Annotated in this window: 13 protein-coding genes, 1 tRNA gene and 1 pseudogene; 10 read left to right on the top strand and 5 right to left on the bottom strand. The window is 69.3% G+C overall.

From position 1 onward, the window contains the following. The first annotated feature begins 38 nt into the window (after window positions 1-38). Window positions 39-245, top strand: coding sequence for a cytochrome P450 (locus AB0C35_RS02075; protein ID WP_358449853.1), 207 nt, complete (start codon window positions 39-41; stop codon window positions 243-245). A 183-nt stretch (window positions 246-428) separates the two neighbouring features. Continuing rightward, on the top strand, window positions 429-1,172 hold the full coding sequence (locus AB0C35_RS02070; protein ID WP_358449460.1) for a Crp/Fnr family transcriptional regulator: 744 nt from the start codon (window positions 429-431) through the stop codon (window positions 1,170-1,172). 28 nt (window positions 1,173-1,200) lie between these two features. Here AB0C35_RS02070 and AB0C35_RS02065 read toward each other — a convergent pair whose 3' ends face one another. Then, window positions 1,201-1,704 carry a hypothetical protein gene (locus tag AB0C35_RS02065; RefSeq protein WP_358449458.1) on the bottom strand — a complete coding sequence of 168 codons (504 nt, stop codon included), beginning with the start codon at window positions 1,702-1,704 and terminating at the stop codon, window positions 1,201-1,203. A 386-nt stretch (window positions 1,705-2,090) separates the two neighbouring features. Between AB0C35_RS02065 and AB0C35_RS02060 the strand changes: the two genes are divergently transcribed. The 6 genes from AB0C35_RS02060 (at window position 2,091) to AB0C35_RS02035 (ending at window position 9,279) form a co-directional block, all read left to right on the top strand. Next, window positions 2,091-2,690, top strand: a complete 600-nt coding sequence (locus AB0C35_RS02060; protein WP_358449456.1) for a hypothetical protein — start codon at window positions 2,091-2,093, stop codon at window positions 2,688-2,690. Next, window positions 2,687-4,801, top strand: coding sequence for a hypothetical protein (locus AB0C35_RS02055; protein ID WP_358449454.1), 2,115 nt, complete (start codon window positions 2,687-2,689; stop codon window positions 4,799-4,801). The genes AB0C35_RS02060 and AB0C35_RS02055 overlap by 4 nt, the downstream gene beginning before the upstream one ends. Further along, window positions 4,798-5,937 carry a hypothetical protein gene (locus AB0C35_RS02050; protein WP_358449452.1) on the top strand — a complete coding sequence of 380 codons (1,140 nt, stop codon included), beginning with the start codon at window positions 4,798-4,800 and terminating at the stop codon, window positions 5,935-5,937. Before AB0C35_RS02055 ends, AB0C35_RS02050 begins: the two co-directional genes overlap by 4 nt. A gap of 623 nt (window positions 5,938-6,560) precedes the next feature. Continuing rightward, on the top strand, window positions 6,561-7,292 hold the full coding sequence (locus AB0C35_RS02045) for a protein phosphatase 2C domain-containing protein (RefSeq protein ID WP_358449450.1): 732 nt from the start codon (window positions 6,561-6,563) through the stop codon (window positions 7,290-7,292). Continuing rightward, a complete protein-coding gene (locus AB0C35_RS02040) occupies window positions 7,289-8,551 on the top strand; it encodes a hypothetical protein (protein WP_358449448.1) in 1,263 nt (420 codons plus the stop codon). Before AB0C35_RS02045 ends, AB0C35_RS02040 begins: the two co-directional genes overlap by 4 nt. Before the next feature lie 14 nt (window positions 8,552-8,565). After that, window positions 8,566-9,279 (top strand): VWA domain-containing protein, encoded by a 714-nt coding sequence (locus AB0C35_RS02035; protein ID WP_358449446.1) that lies wholly within the window; start codon window positions 8,566-8,568, stop codon window positions 9,277-9,279. A gap of 124 nt (window positions 9,280-9,403) precedes the next feature. On the opposite strand, the gene AB0C35_RS02030 is transcribed toward AB0C35_RS02035, so the two are convergent. The 4 genes and pseudogenes from AB0C35_RS02030 to AB0C35_RS02015 form a co-directional block, all read right to left on the bottom strand. Further along, a complete protein-coding gene (locus AB0C35_RS02030) occupies window positions 9,404-10,303 on the bottom strand; it encodes an ABC transporter substrate-binding protein (RefSeq protein ID WP_358449851.1) in 900 nt (299 codons plus the stop codon). Further along, window positions 10,280-10,438, bottom strand: a pseudogene (locus AB0C35_RS02025) (IS5/IS1182 family transposase); the annotation flags it as partial. The pseudogene AB0C35_RS02025 and the gene AB0C35_RS02030, both read right to left, overlap by 24 nt. A gap of 323 nt (window positions 10,439-10,761) precedes the next feature. Continuing rightward, complete coding sequence (gene zwf, locus AB0C35_RS02020) at window positions 10,762-12,132, bottom strand: glucose-6-phosphate dehydrogenase (protein WP_358449444.1); 1,371 nt, start codon at window positions 12,130-12,132, stop codon at window positions 10,762-10,764. 323 nt (window positions 12,133-12,455) lie between these two features. Further along, window positions 12,456-12,544 (bottom strand) — tRNA-Leu (locus AB0C35_RS02015). A gap of 116 nt (window positions 12,545-12,660) precedes the next feature. On the opposite strand from AB0C35_RS02015, the gene AB0C35_RS02010 reads away from it, so the two are divergent. Both AB0C35_RS02010 and AB0C35_RS02005 read left to right on the top strand, forming a co-directional pair. Continuing rightward, window positions 12,661-13,980 (top strand): M20/M25/M40 family metallo-hydrolase, encoded by a 1,320-nt coding sequence (locus tag AB0C35_RS02010; RefSeq protein ID WP_358449442.1) that lies wholly within the window; start codon window positions 12,661-12,663, stop codon window positions 13,978-13,980. 79 nt (window positions 13,981-14,059) lie between these two features. Beyond that, a complete protein-coding gene (locus AB0C35_RS02005) occupies window positions 14,060-14,749 on the top strand; it encodes a hypothetical protein (protein WP_358449440.1) in 690 nt (229 codons plus the stop codon). Window positions 14,750-14,851: the final 102 nt, after the last annotated feature.

Here is a 14,851-nt window from a genome sequence, read left to right as displayed (position 1 = left end):
GCGACCCACGACGTTGGACCGATCCCTAACGCTTCGACATCACCCGATCCGCAGGCGGTCATCTGGCCTTCGGCCACGGCCCTCACACATGCCTGGGCGCCCCGCTCGCGCGGCTCGAGGGCCGCATCCTCTTTGAGAAGCTCGCCCGCCGCGGGATCACGCTCACGCGGAACGGCGAACCCACACGGAAGATCAACAGCACCATCCGCGGCTACGCATCTCTCCCCGTCTCTATCTGCAATTAAGTCACCCGTGCGTTGCAAACGCTGTCAGTTCGCACTTGGAGGAACCGGTCGCCGTCAAGATCGTCAATGTGCCGGCGGACCCTCGCAACTCGGAGAGCCTTCGAGAAAAAACGGCACAGACTACTTACCCTCTCTTATGATGATTCCGGCTCCCGGACTGTAGGGCTCTGCTTGGGGGCGGATGTGCCGACGAACGACGTGATGGGCAAGTGGGTCACGGGGACACTGCTCTCCCGGATGGACGCCCCGACGCGAACGGCGCTGCTCCGCGTGGCGCCCGCGAGATCGTTCCCCCGGGGCACCGTCTTGATAGGGCAAGACGACGCCCTTACCGACTTCGCCTTCATCCTGCGTTCGGACAGCCCGGACTTGACCGCCTGCGTCAAGGTGATGGGACGCCTGGCGGACGGCCGGGACGGGCTGCTCGGTATTCGGCTCTCCGGCGACATCGTCGGAGAACTCGGAGCGCTGCATCGGCAACCCCGCTCGGCCACGGTCACCGCCTGCTCGAAGGTTTGGGCCCACAAGATCACGGCGGCGGTGCTCATGGAGTTCCTGCATGAGCATCCGCAAGCGTGGCTCGCGCTCAATGCCACGATCGCCGACCGGTTGCAGTGGGCGAACCAGCGCCGGCTGGACTTCGCCGGATTCCCCGTGCACGTCCGGCTCGCCCGAGTCCTCTTGGTGCTGTCCGACCAGCACGGCCGACCGGTGGAGCCGACCGGCAAGACGCTGGGCGTCGCCCTCTCCCACGAAGAACTCGGCATGCTCATCGGTGCCGGCAAGGACGCCGTGTATCAGGCGGTCTCCATGCTGAAGCGGAACGGTTTCATCACCTCCGCCTACCGGAGTATCGTGATCATCGACGAGGCCGGGCTGCGCCGCGTGGCCGAACCCGACGCGGACCACGACGAACCCGCTGTGTAGACGGGTCCGTCACGCGGGGAGCGACCCCTCAGGCGAGGAATTCGGCCGCCGTGCCGGTGATGAGCGCGAGGATGATCCATGGAACCGCCCGTCCGATTTGCCGGTACTTCACCTCCGCCAGGGCGGCGAGAGTGCGGGCCATCGCCCACGCCTCGTCACGCTGCGCCGCTGCGCCGGCCGGCGGTCGTTCCGGAATTCGTACGATGCCGTAGCGGCTGGGCGCCATGTCCCCTCTGAGGCGCGGGCGTAGCGCCAGAAGCAGTAGGGACCCGGCGACCAGGGACGCAGTGAGGAAAACCCCGAACAACGCGGTGGAGATCGTCGCGGGAGCCGAGCCGGCTGCGCGGGCGGCGGTCAGCCCGACGACCGCACCGGCCTGGAGCGCGATGAGGATGGACACCTTCATGTCGGCCTGCTGCACATACGCCTGACCGGCCGTCATGACGGCCAGCGCGACCGCCACGTCGTCCGCCGTGACGTCGGCCGTTTCATCCGCCGCCGGGCCCGCTGTGTCCGTCTCCTGCTGGTTCATGTGCCTCCTTCTTGTGATTCGGCACCAGTGAAACCCACCGGTCGGAGAGCGATCACGTATTAATCCGACGTTCTCCAGTGCAAGGTGGGACTCGCTGACATTGGAATGGCGAGACACCGTATTTATGCGACATCTGTCCCAGCGTGTGGTGGCACTCTTTCCGCGAACACCCACCGATGAAGGGGTTGGGAACAGTGGCGGAAGGCGATGACTTCGCACGCCGGCTGGTGGTCTCATTCGACGCGAAGGGCTACGGAGGTGCCACCGGAAACTGGCAACGGCGTATACAGAGCGACCTGAGTGCGGTGCTCGACGGCGCGGGCGACCGAGCCGGACTGCGGCGCTCCCGTTGGTGGACTCAGGAGGCCGGAGACGGAGAGGTCTCCGTGCTCCCTGACGGTGAGCCCGAACCGCGCGTCGTGGACGACTACGTCCGGCACCTGCACGCGGAACTGCGCCGGCACAACCGGGACGTCCCGTCCGGCCGCGAACTGCGGCTGCGCATGGCCGTCCACTACGGTCCCGCGCTCCCGGCGGCGAAGGGCTACGCCGGCGCGGGACTGGTGGTCGCGAGCCGGTTGTGCGACAGCGAAGCGCTGCGCCGGGCGCTGGACGGCACGGGCGCAGCGCTCGCGGTCATCCTCTCCGAGCGGGTCTTCGCCGAGACGGTCGCCGAGGAGCACACGACGCTCGACCCCGCGGACTTCCGGCAGGTGACCGTGCGGATGAAGGAGTTCACGGGCCGTGCCTGGGTTCTGGTGCCCGGACACGACCTGACCGAGTTCGACCTGGACTCCGCCGGCACCGACCGCAACACCGGGACCGACATGAACGCGGACGCTTCCCCCACCCCCCAAGCGCCCGGCGCGCCGCCACCCGCCGCGCGAGCGGAAGGCCGCGTCGGCGACTACGCCGGGGCGCACATCCAGGCGAGGCAGTTCATCGGACGCGATTTTAACAATAACTTGGGCGAGGCCGGCCGATGACCGCCGATGGGCCGGAGCCGCAGGACGGCGCCGCGGACGAGCCCGAGGACCTCGCGCAGCCGGACGCCGAAGACCGGGAGCCGCGCGACGCGCAGGACCTCGGCCGAGAGTTCTCGCAGCGCGCCGCACACCCCGGTGAGACCGGCGAGCGACTCGGGGCCGAACACGACGCTCGGTCCTACTTTGCGCGCGCGACGGTGACGGCCGACCAGTTCGTCGGACGTGACGTCAACTACATCACCGTCACGGGCGCCGTCACTCGCATCCGCCTCGTGGCGCTCACCGAAGAGGATCTGGCGCTGGACCGGTGCTTCGTCCCCCCGGCCCGCTTCGGCCTCGCAGAGGCGGCGGTGCGCGAGCGCCGCGTCGTGGTGCTGCGCGGTTCGGACGGGACCGGGAGGTACGCACTCGCCCGGCGGCTGCTGCTCGGCCTGGCCCTCGGGACGGTGCAGCGGCTGCATCCAGAGACCGACCTCGGCTCCCTCACCGGCGCCGACCTGGGGCCCGGCGGTCACCTCCTGGCCGACCCGCCTCCGCAGGCCGCGGAGAAGCTCCGGGCGTTCGACATCGACCGGCTCGCCACCGAACTCGGCGGCGACCGCAGGCTCGTCATCACCACCACCCACACCGCCGGCCTCACCGACCCGGACCTGGAACGGCACATCGTGGACGTGTCGCCGCCCGACCCGCACGAGGTGCTGCGATCGCACCTCACGGCAAAGGTGACGCCCGTGCGGGCTCAGCACCTGCTGGGGGACCCCGACGTCGCCGACCTGTGCCGCGATCAACTACGGGACGCGTCACCCGCCCAGGCCGTCCGGCTCGCCTGTCTGCTCGCCATCGCGCAAGATCCGATCGCGGATACCGTCCGTGCCCAGCTGGCGATGCAGCAGGTTCCCGACCTGGAGCGATGGTTCACCGGCATGGCGGACCTGGCGACACAGACTCTCGCCATCGCGGTCGCGACACTCGGCGGGGAGCACTACGACCTGGTCGCGAACTCAGCGGAACTGCTCACCCGGCGGCTCGAACCCGCGGACCAGCCGGCCCGGACGCCGACGCCGTTCGGCGGCACCCGCAGTGGCCGGCTGCGCGCGATCGGGGCGCATCTCGTCCGGTCGGAAATCCCAGCGCGGCACGGCGGCACCGCCCCCGGACTGGTCGTCCGGTTCCAGGAACGGGGGCTGGCTCGGCGGCTGCTGCTGCTCGTCTGGGAGGAGTACGACGAGATCAGGCCGAACTTGCTGACCTGGCTACGACTCTGTGTACGGAGCGAGGTGCCCACTGTCCGGATCAGGGCCGCCGTCACGACGGGGATCCTCGCGGCGGAGTCGTTCGACCAGATCCGCTCCGCGATCATCCTGCCGTGGGCCAGGTCGAACGACGACGAGGCGCGCGACGCGGCGGCCACCGCGCTGAGCGTCGTCGCCGAACGCGGGGAACTGCGGGACGCCGTGACCGGTCTGGTCAACGCGTGGAGTACGGACGGCACGAGACCGCTGCTCCGCGCGACCGCCGCCCGCGCCTGGCGGGTGACTCTGAAGGAAGACGCGGCGCGGGACTGCGACGATGCCGTGACCCTGCTCAAGCGTCTCGCCGACGACGACCGCGCCGAGGTCAAAGAGGCCGTGTGCACAAGCGTCGCCGAGATGCTGGAGTACCGGGACGGCGCGTTCGCGTCCGTGGCGCTGAGCCTGCTCCTCGAGTGGGTGACCAGCCGCCGTCCGGGGGTCCGTGTCACAGGACGGCTGGGGTTCCTGCTGGCCGCCGCCGACCTCGGGCAGGTGGCCGCCGACGGCGCGTGGCGGCCGACGCTGCTGCGCCACGCCGAACAGGATCCCGCCATGGCGCACGAGATCGTCCGGTTGTGGCACGCGACGTTGAACTCCGCCGACCTGCACGAAGCCGCCAAGGACGTGCTCGGAGAATGGGCGCGGCTGCTGGAGGAGACCCCGTCCGGCCCCGCCCTCCTCGGCTGGCTTCTCGCGGCCGTCCGCTTCGACCGCCGCACCGACCGCATCGTTCGGATCACCGCGTCCCGGTGGTCGCACGCTCCAAAAAGCATGGCCGCGGTCATCGCGGCTCTCGATGCGAGGAGGACACTCCGATGAATTCGCCCCAAGGGACCGACTCCACCGAGTCCGACCTCATCGTTGGTTCCGGGTATGTGACCTTCGGCGACCGTGGCCCGGCTCCTTCACCGGGCATGGCGATCGTCTACTCGGATCGCAGCGGCGTGGCCGTTCCCCCGTTCGGCCGTGCGTCGATCTTCGACGCCCACAGGTACAAGAACTGGTACATGGTCGATGTGCGCCGGCGTCACGACACCATCAGCGCCAGCGTGCCGAGCCGCTACGACGCGATGCGATTCCAACTCGAGGCGGACGTGACGTGGGGGGTGACCGCTCCCGAGGTCATCGTCACCTACGCGGTCGAGGATGCTTTGGAGACCGTGAAAGCCCGCCTTCTGGAGCGCTTCTGGCAGGTCACCCGACGTTACGACATCGACGACTGCACCACCGCCGAGCGTGAACTCCAGGACATGCAGCTGCACGGCCCGCTCGTCTTGGAGGAGGGCATCACGCTCTTCAAGGTCGCGGTCCGCCTGCACATCGACGAGCACACGGCCGAGTTCCAGCACAAGACGCGTGGCCTGGAGCGCGACATGGTGACCGACAGGCAGAACGTGGAACTCGAGCGGCAGCGCATCGAGGCGCTGCGCCGGACGGCGAAGGGCGAGGACGAACTGCTGTTCCTCTTCCTGACCCGGAACCCGGACCAGGTCGGCGAGGTCCTGCGGATGATCGCTCAGCGCCGGGAGATGACGCAGAACGCCCAGATGGCGTTGTTCGACCGGATGGTCGATCAGGGTTTCATCCAGGAAGCGGACGTCGAGAACATGCGCGGGCTGCTGCTGCAGCCGCTGGAGCGGGTCGCGGACTCGACGGCGGTCACGGCGTTCGGCGCGCCGGCCATCCCCCCGCCTCCGACCGCGCCACCGGCGATCGACGGCCCGAAGCCGGACTCGAGAACGGACTGGAAGCCGGACGCGAACGGTTCCTCAGAGCCTGAAGCGTCCGAGTGGTCATACATCGACGCGCCGTCCACGCCTCCCGCTCCGCCGCCTCCGCCCACGGCTCGGCCTGCGGCTCCCGCCGGAACGCAGACTCCGGCCGAGTCTTCGACGGGCGACGGCGTCGCCGGCTGGAAGACGTTCGGGGGCCGCGACGAAGACCGGGAAGCATGAGGCGCGGTGACGCCGCCGGCCGTGGCCGGGCATTCCGGCGAGGTGCGCACACCGGACCGCATCGGGAGATGTACGTGCGGAGGCGGCGAGCAGCGGTCGCGGCCACGGCCCTTCTCGTCATGCTCACGGGCGGCGTGCTGGTCGGGACCCACAGAGCCGCGGCGGGCATCTGCCTCGCCATGGCCGCGGCCCTGATCGTCTGCTCTCTCCTGCTCCAGGCACGAAGGGACGACCTCGCCGAGGTTCGGCATCGGAAGGAGCGGTACGTGGCCGCCGAGCAGCCCTCCGCACGTCCGGCACCGGCCCTTCCGGCACCGTGCGACTCTCCGGTGGCGGACGCCATGCCCCCGGCATTCGGACGAGGTCTGGCCCGTGCTCCCGGCGCGGCGTCCACCCCCGCACCGATGCCCGCTTCGCAAGGAGCATCCGTCACGGAGGCGGACGCGGCATCGGGTTCCCCCGGGGAACGGACAGCGCGGCCGGCCTCCGAGCACCGAGCGGAAGGGGGGTTTCCCCGGCCGCTCGGAACATCGGGCCCGGCCCATCGGCGCCCCTGGCTCCTTCCGCTCGAGCCCGGCCCGTCCGGCATCACGGCGGACGGCGCCCAGGCGGGGGACCTCCAAGTGCGGGCCGCGTCGATCGTCGGCCCCGGCCACCGATGCGACGAACCGGCGGAGCCGCGCCAGGACGCCTTTCGGATCGCGGTGGACCAGAGCCGCCGCCACCTGATCGTCGCGATCGCCGACGGGATGTCCGACAGCTCGCACTCCCACATCGGGGCGAACGTCGCGACGACCGCACTCGTTCGGCACCTGTGGTCCGATGCCGCCGGCGGGCCGGCAGGCACACGGGCGCGGGAGTGGTTCGTCTCGGCGGCGCGGCAGATGGCGGGCGCCGCGGACCAGCGCGGGATCGGTCCTGAAGCGGTGCGCGCGGCGGTCCTTGCCGCCGCGGTCGACCTGGACGCCGCCACGGACGGCACCCGGCGGGTGCGGGTGTGGTCGATCGCGGACGTCGGCGCGTGGATCCGCGAAGGCTCATCGTGGCGGCAGGTCGCCGGGGACGAGCGAAGCGGCTTCGACCGAAGCAGGCTGAGCGCGTTCCTGCCCCATCATCCGCACCCTGCCTGCACCACGTTCCAGCTGGCGCCGGGCGCGGTGATGGCGTTGACGACCGACGGTATCGGTGACGCGCTCGCCCATCCCGACCTGGGCGCCTGGTTCGCCGCCCGTTGGACGCGACCGCCCCACATCAGCGACTTCGTGGACGACGTCGGCTTCGAGGCGAAGGGAGAACTGGACGACCGGACCGCGGTGGTCGTGTGGTGCCCGAGCCGGGGAGGAGGACCCCGGTGAGGACGTGGTCGGGTTCCCCGTTCCCCCGGACGGTCCGGCTGTGCGACGTCGAGGGCCACGACGCGTCCGCCGTCATCGCCCGCGACAACGGGGAGTCGTCGGTGATCCATGAGGCTCCCGGCCACCCGGGGTGGCTGGTCAAGCGCTACAAGCCCTCGGCGCGGATCGGGCACATCGCGCTGGATGACCTCATCGAGCTCCCCCGGCGGATGTCTCCGGAGGACCTCGCGTTAGTCGACCGGAGCGTCGCGTGGCCGGTCTCCCGCGTGGTCGACGGATACCGCACCGTCGGCACGATCATGGCGCGCGCGGACGACGGCTTCTCCTGGGACCTTGCGCTGCTGCAGGGGCGCACCCGGCGGCAGACGATCGAACTGGACCTGCTGGCCAATTCCGACCGGGACATCAGGCGGCTGGGCCTGCCGGTGCCGACGCCGGAGCTGCGGCTCGCGGCGATGCGGGAGATCGTCGCGGTCGCCGCGCTCTTCGAGCGCCAGGGCCTGGTCTACGGGGACTGGTCTTTCGCGAATGCGTTCTGGGCCCCCGGCACCGATCGCGTCCTGGTGATCGATATGGACACCGCGCGGATGGGGAAACGTGACCACCTGGAAACGCACAACTGGGACGACCCGTTGGCGGACAAGTCGCGACCGCTCACCACTCATACGGACCGGTACAAGGTGGCGCTGCTCGTAGCCCGCACGACGACGGGGCTCCGGCAGGAACGACTCAAAGCGGTCGAGGGAATGGCTGCGCTGTACCCGGCTTACCCAGACCTCATCGACCTGCTGGCCAAGTGCATCGGCGCCCCGACGCCCGATGCCCGCCCCCGGCTCGAGGAGATCCTCGCGGCGATGAGTGAGCCGTCCACTGGCCGGCCGCGCACCGGGAAGGGCCACCCCGCCGTCCACTCCGGGAGGTCGTCTGCTGGTCGGCGCCTGAGATGCGGAGCTCCCGAAGGAGCCAACGTGACCGGGACGATTCCGTGGCGGCCGACCGGTGGGCGATCACCGACAAGCCCGCCGCCCCGGACGCAGACCCCGCACGCAACGCGGCGGGACGCACCGGCCGGCCCCCGTCCGGACATCCCGACGCGCGTCCTGCACGGGGCACCGTCCGATTCGTCGGCCTTCACCCCGCAGACCGACCCCGGAAAGGGGCGTCCACCGGATCGAAGGAGATCGGGATGCTCCCCCGCCTGGGTCATCGCCGTGCTCCTGATCATCGCATTGCTCGCCGTGATCGCCCTGCGATCCTGACCCGAGGAGAAGAATTGGAACCGCACGCCGATTCGAACGCCGCCGAACACGCCGATCAGCGCGAACCCGGCGGGCAGAAAGGCCTGCCGACCTACCTGGTGCTGGACACGTCCGGCTCGATGAAGGACTTCGAGCACCTTCTGAACAGCACGCTGACGGAGGTCGTCGACACCTTGTACGCCAGCCCGAGGGTGGCGGAGTTCATCCACCTTTCGATCGTCTCGTTCAACACCCGTCCGCATGTGGTCCTTCCGATGACCGACATCTCCCAGCTCACCGGTCTGCCGGTGGTCGAGTGCCGGGGGACGACCGTCTACGGTGCGATGTTCGACCTGCTGCGGGACCAGATCGAAGGGGACATCGGCAACCTTCGGAGCAACGGCGTCCGGGCGTACCGGCCGGTGGTCTTCCTACTGACGGACGGGATTCCGAGCGATGGCGCGGCCTGGCGCTCATCCTTCGCCGCGCTGCGCGATCCCGGCTGGCGCCCGCGTCCCAACCTCATCACGTACGGCTTCGGCGGCGCCAGCGAGGCGATCCTCGAAGAGGTGAGCACGCTCGCCGCGTACATCGCGGAGCCCGGAAGGGAAGCAGAGAACAAGAAGGCGCTGTCCAGCGCGCTGACCTCCGTGATGCAGACGCTCGTGGCCTCCGCCTCGGTGCAGCGGCTCCAGGTGCCGCATGAGGTCGAGGGTTACAAGTCGGTGCCGCTGGAGACCGTCGACTAACGACGTCCATATTGAGTCCGCTCGGCAGACTCGACCTACCGGCCGCATCCACCGACGGCGTTCCAGCAGTACCTCGGTACCCAAGGGCGCCGCCGGCCGCACGGGAGGCCGGGCGGACGATCGCTCAGTTCGGCTTGTAGTCCGGGGTGATCTGAGCGCGGTAGAGCCCCCCGGCCGGGACGAGGCCGCCCTTGACCGACGCGTCGACCTTGGTGATGAACGTCTGGGTCGACGCGGGCGCGCCGGGAACGGTGAAGTCCATCGGGGCCATCAGCCCGCCGGTGTCGACGCTCTTCAGTTTCCGGTAGGCGGCGTGCAGTCCCTCGCGGGTCAGGTCCTTGTCCGCGCATGCCTGCTTGAGCGCTTCCCCGAGGACCTGCGCGGAGACGTAGCCGTAGCCGATCAGTGCGTCCGCGGGCGCGTCGGGGTGTTTGGCCTCGAACGCGGCGGCGACCTCCTTGGGGCCGGGCATGTCTGCCCCGTAGGGCGCGTAGGACGTCAGGACGGTCAGGTGCTTCTCCAGGCCATCGCGGACGGGAGTGTCCAGCAGGGCCGGGTCGAACCCGGGCGCCTGCGTCAGGATCGGGACGTCCATGCCGATCGAGCGGGTCACGCCGGTGACCGACGCGGTCTGGCGGGCGGAGGCACTGAGCAGGATCGCTTTGGCGCCATCGGCCTTCAACCTGGTGACCTGGGCGGTGAGATCCGCATCGGTCGCCTTGATCTGGATTCCCTTCAGCGTCAGGCCGAGCCGCTCCGCCGCCCAGGAGCTTCCCTTGAGCGCATTGGCGCCGTACTCGCCCTCGAAGTAGATGTGACCGACCGTGTCGCCCTCGGCGACCTTCCCCTCCTTCACGAAGTAGTCCAGGCCGTTGATCATGTCGATGTCGTAGGTGGTGCCCAGCACCGCCAGGTAGTCGCTCTTCAGGAGGGAGGAGGCGAACGAGGACGGCACGGTGAGCACCTTCTTCGCCTTGATCTCCGGCTCGAGCGCGGCCGGGGTCTCGTTGCGGCGCAGGTGCACCAGGACCGGCAGCGCCTGGCGGCCCGGCGGCAACCGCCGCCACCGTGACCCGACCCGGCCCCGGTGCTTGCGGATCAGATCGGCCACGAACGTGGGGGCCGAGCGAGACAGATCGAGGGCAGCGCGATAGAACAGCGTCGGAGCTCCTGGTGGTCAAGATCGTCGCAAATCTCGATCTACCAGGAGCTCTCTCGTTGTCGCTCACGCCGCGCGGAACGCAACCGGCCCGTGACCTGCGGACTCAGGTTGGAATTTCTTCAGTCTTCTGATCGTCTGGATCCGTGGCCGAGGTTCTTCGAGGCGCTGGATTTGGAGAACGGCAACATCTCGGGTGCTGCTTGGCTGGTCGGGGTGAACCGTGCCACGGCGTTTACTGGGCGCGGGTGAGGGAGGCGGTCTGCGGCTTCTCGGCATCGTCGTTGTCGCCACCCTCGGGCCCATATCCAGGCCCGTACGCGTCAGTCGAAGGTGGTGGAGATTTCGTGCCAGCCGCCGGGGACGAAGGTGGTGGCTTCGTCCGGCCCCCAGGTTCCTTTGGCGTAGGGGAGGGGCTGGGTGGGGAGGTCGAGGACGGGCTGGATGATGCGCCAGGATTCTTCGGCCAGGTCGAAGCGGACGAAGCGGCGGGGGTCGCCGGTCATCGCGTCGGTAAGGATGCGCTGGTAGGCCGCTTCCATCGGGCCCAGGACCTTGGTGAAGTCCACGCTGAGCGGGACTCGCCGGGTGCTGTCGCGTCCGGGGACCTTGGCGAGCAGGTCGAATGTGACCCCCGCATCGGGCTGGATGCGGAAGCGGATCAGATTGGGCTCTGGGGCGCCGTCGAAGAAGCTGATGGGCGGGGTGCGGAGTTGGGCGACCACTTCCAGATCGGTGGTGCCCAGTGCTTTACCGGAGCGGATGTAGAACGGGACGTCGGCCCAGCGCCAGTTGTTGATGCGCAGGCACAGCGCAGCGTAGGTTTCGGTGGTCGAACCCTCACGGACGCCTTCGGTGGCGAGGTAGCCGTCGTACTGGCCGCGGACGACATCGCCGGGTGCAACGGCCTCGACGGCGCGCAGCACCCGCCATTTCTCGTCGATGAAGGCGCGTGAGTCGGTCGACGGCGGCGTGTCCATGGCCAGGAGCGCGAGGATCTGCAGAAGGTGGTTCTGGACGACATCGCGGATCGTGCCGTTGGCGTCGTAGAACGAGCCACGGTCGGCGACGTCGAAGTCCTCGGCCATCGTGATCTGCACGTTGTCGACGTAGTGACGGTTCCAGATCGGCTCCAGGAGCATGTTTTCGAACCGGAACATCAGCAGGTCCTCGATCGGCTCCTTGCCGAGGAAGTGGTCGACGCGCCTCAGATGGTCCTCGTCGAAGAACTTCAGCAACTCGGCGTTCAACGCCCGCGCCGACTCCAGGTCGTTGCCGAACGGCTTTTCGACGACCATCCGGGCGTTCCTGTTCAGGTCGACCTTGGCCAGGCCCTCGGCGACCGTCGCGAACAGCGAAGGAGGAACCGCAAGATAGTGAGTGAGGAATCCCGCATCGCCGACCTCGCCACGGATCGCATCGAAGGTGGCGCCGTCGGTGTAGTCGCCGGCGACGAGCCGGAGGTTCCCGGCGAACTTCTCGAACGCCGCGTCGTCCACCTTGTCGTGCTTGGCCTCGCAGGCCTCACGGGCCCGACTTCGCAGCCCGGCCAGGTCGAGGTCGGTCTTGGCGACCCCCACGATCGGCTGGTCCAGCACCCCGTCCGCCGTCAGCTGGTACAACGCCGGCAGCAGCATCTTGTACGCCAGATTCCCGGTGATCCCGAACAGCACCATCGCGTCGGCCCGCTCCATCGCCGGCCCCCTCTCCTCGGCTCACAGCTTGACGCCTCGGCCATCCGGAGAACAAGCGTCCCACGGGTCGCATAGCGCTCGGTCATGGTCAGAACGTGTCGCCTCGTCTCCATCGACCCCGGTTCGCGTGTCGTTCCGTGCTCGTTGGTGAGATGGTCGACGGACGAAGGGCTTCCCGAAGGCGGCATTCGCTTCTCCGTCAACCAAACCGGGGACCCGAATCCCCACGCTTCTGACCTGCAGTTTCTTGGAGGTCATCAAGTGGCTCCATGGCCAGAGAAACGCAAAGCGCCAGGTCATAGACCTGACGCTTCAATGGGTGCTGGTGTCCGAGGGGGGACTTGAACCCCCATGCCCCGTAAAGGGCACTAGCACCTCAAGCTAGCGCGTCTGCCTATTCCGCCACCCGGACCGGTTGCAGGCCGCAGCGCGGCTGCGGCCGGTTCACCATACCAAAGGAGACGAGTCGCGGCGAAGTCGATCGACGGGGCACCATGGGGGCGACAGCTGTGGACGCGAGGCGCGAAGGTGATCACTGTGGGCCAGCAGCCGACCGCTGAGGACGAGGTCGTCCGGCTCTGCCAGGAGCTGATCCGGATCGATACGAGCAACCCGGGAGATCACTCGGGGCCGGGGGAGCGGGTGGCGGCGGAGTATGTCGCGGCCGAGCTCGAGGAGGTCGGGCTGGAGACGCGGATCCTCGAGTCGCATCCGGGGCGGGCCAGTCTCGTGGCGCGGATCGAGGGGGAGGACCCCGGGCGGGACGCGCTGCTGCTGCACGGGCATCTCGATGTGGTGCCGGCGCGGGCGGAGGACTGGACGCACGACCCGTTCGGGGGAGAGATCGTGGACGGGTGCGTCTGGGGTCGCGGGGCCGTGGACATGAAGGACATGGACGCGATGATCCTGGCCGTGGTGCGGCAGCGGCTCAGGGAGGGGCGCAGGCCGCCGCGGGACGTGGTGCTGGCGTTCCTGGCCGATGAGGAGGCCGGGGGCAAGTGGGGGGCGCAGTGGCTGGTGAAGGAGCATCCTGAGCTGTTCGAGGGGTGCACCGAGGCCGTGGGGGAGGTCGGCGGGTTCAGCCTGACGGTGCCCGGGGACAAGCGGATGTATCTCATCGAGACGGCGGAGAAGGGCATCGCGTGGATGAACCTGACCGCCAGGGGGACCGCGGGGCACGGGTCGATGGTGCATCCGGACAACGCGGTGACGGCCGTGGCGGCGGCGGTCGCGAGGCTGGGGTCGCATGAGTTCCCGGTGCGGCTGACGAAGTCGGTGCGGGCGTTTCTGGAGCGGGCGTGCATGGCGTACGGGGTGGAGTTCGATCCGGAGCGGCCGGAGAAGTGCCTGGAGGAGATCGGGCCGCTGGCGCGGATGATCGGGGCGACGCTCAGGAACACGCTCAATCCGACGCGGCTGGACGCCGGGTATAAGACGAATGTCATTCCGCAGAGTGCCACGGCACAGGTGGATGGACGGTTTTTGCCCGGATATGAGCAGGAGTTCTTCGCGGTAGTGGACGAACTTCTCGGGCCGGACGTTCAGCGCGATTTCGTCCACCATGACCAGGCGATCGAGACGGACTATGAGGGGGCGCTCGTCGCCGCGATGGAGGCGGCGCTGACCTCGGAGGACGCGGGCGCCCTGCCGGTTCCGTACTGCCTGAGCGGCGGGACGGACGCCAAGTCGTTCGCGCGGCTGGGCATGCGGTGCTTCGGCTTCGCGCCGCTGAGGTTGCCCCCGGAATTGGACTTTTCCGGAATGTTCCATGGGGTCGACGAGCGCGTTCCCGTGGACGGTCTGCGATTCGGCGTCAGGGTCCTCGACAAATTCCTCGATCGCTCCTGAATTTGCCATCGCCAATGCGCTCCGTGGTGCTATCGTCACCGTTCGTTGAGGATGGCGCGGTGGTGACGGAGGGTGTCCTGTGGCGGGTGACGCGGCGCGGCTTCGGGCGGATTCCGCCCGGCTGCGCCGCGTCGTCGCCGGCCGGGCCTTCCAGCGGCTGCTCGTCCTCGGCGGGCTGCTGATCGCGGGCTGGCTCCTCGGGTGTGCGGCGCAGTCCGCGCACGCCGAGGAGATGCCCGTCACGCGGGTCGTCGCGAAGACGCCCGTGCTCGGGGACGCGGTCGAGACCGTCCACAAGCACGAACCGGTGCGCCGGGTCGTGCGGGCCGTGGCGGAGAAATCGCCAGAGATCGTAAAGGTGACGCCGGACGCGGAGCCGCTGCCGGTGGTCCCGGACGTTCGAGAGGCCGCGCACGAGGGCCGTGTTCCGGCGGTTTCCGCGACCGGTTCCGTGTCTGAGGCACACGGGGTGCCTGAGGCGCAGGAGCGCGTGCGGGCGGTTTCCAAGGTTGCCCGGACGGCTTCGGCCGTCGGCGGCCCTGTGGCACAAAAGGTCGTTCAGCACCATCCGGTGCCGTTCCACGCGCCTGATCGGCCGGACGGCAATGCGCCGGCCGGCGCGTCCGCCCTGCACGGTGTGACGGCGGGGTTCCCGAACGTCGTCGCGTGGGCTCCGGCCCCGCCGCGCGCTTCGGATGCGCGCCTCTTCGGCGCGGTTCCCCCGGCCGTCCGCACCGCCGCGGACGAGCCGTCCTTCGCGCCCGACTAACACCCGGTCACAGGCTCCGGACGCGTGCCCGTGCGGCTCGGGCGCGCCGGTCCGGTCACTCGCCGTGCCCTCCGCACGGCACATCCCACGACGCACGCGAGA

This window comes from Spirillospora sp. NPDC048819, assembly GCF_040650055.1.
Taxonomy (GTDB): domain Bacteria; phylum Actinomycetota; class Actinomycetes; order Streptosporangiales; family Streptosporangiaceae; genus Spirillospora.
The sequence above is the reverse complement of the archived record's forward strand: the minus strand, read 5'-3'. Positions and strand labels throughout refer to the sequence as shown.

Bases quoted from the DNA above. Each gene is read 5' to 3' on its own strand.
- AB0C35_RS02065 (WP_358449458.1), bottom strand. From the start codon at position 1,704: ATGAACCAGCAGGAGACGGACACAGCGGGCCCGGCGGCGGATGAAACG.
- AB0C35_RS02055 (WP_358449454.1), top strand. From the start codon at position 2,687: ATGACCGCCGATGGGCCGGAGCCGCAGGACGGCGCCGCGGACGAGCCC.
- AB0C35_RS02050 (WP_358449452.1), top strand. From the start codon at position 4,798: ATGAATTCGCCCCAAGGGACCGACTCCACCGAGTCCGACCTCATCGTT.
- zwf (WP_358449444.1), bottom strand. From the start codon at position 12,132: ATGGAGCGGGCCGACGCGATGGTGCTGTTCGGGATCACCGGGAATCTG.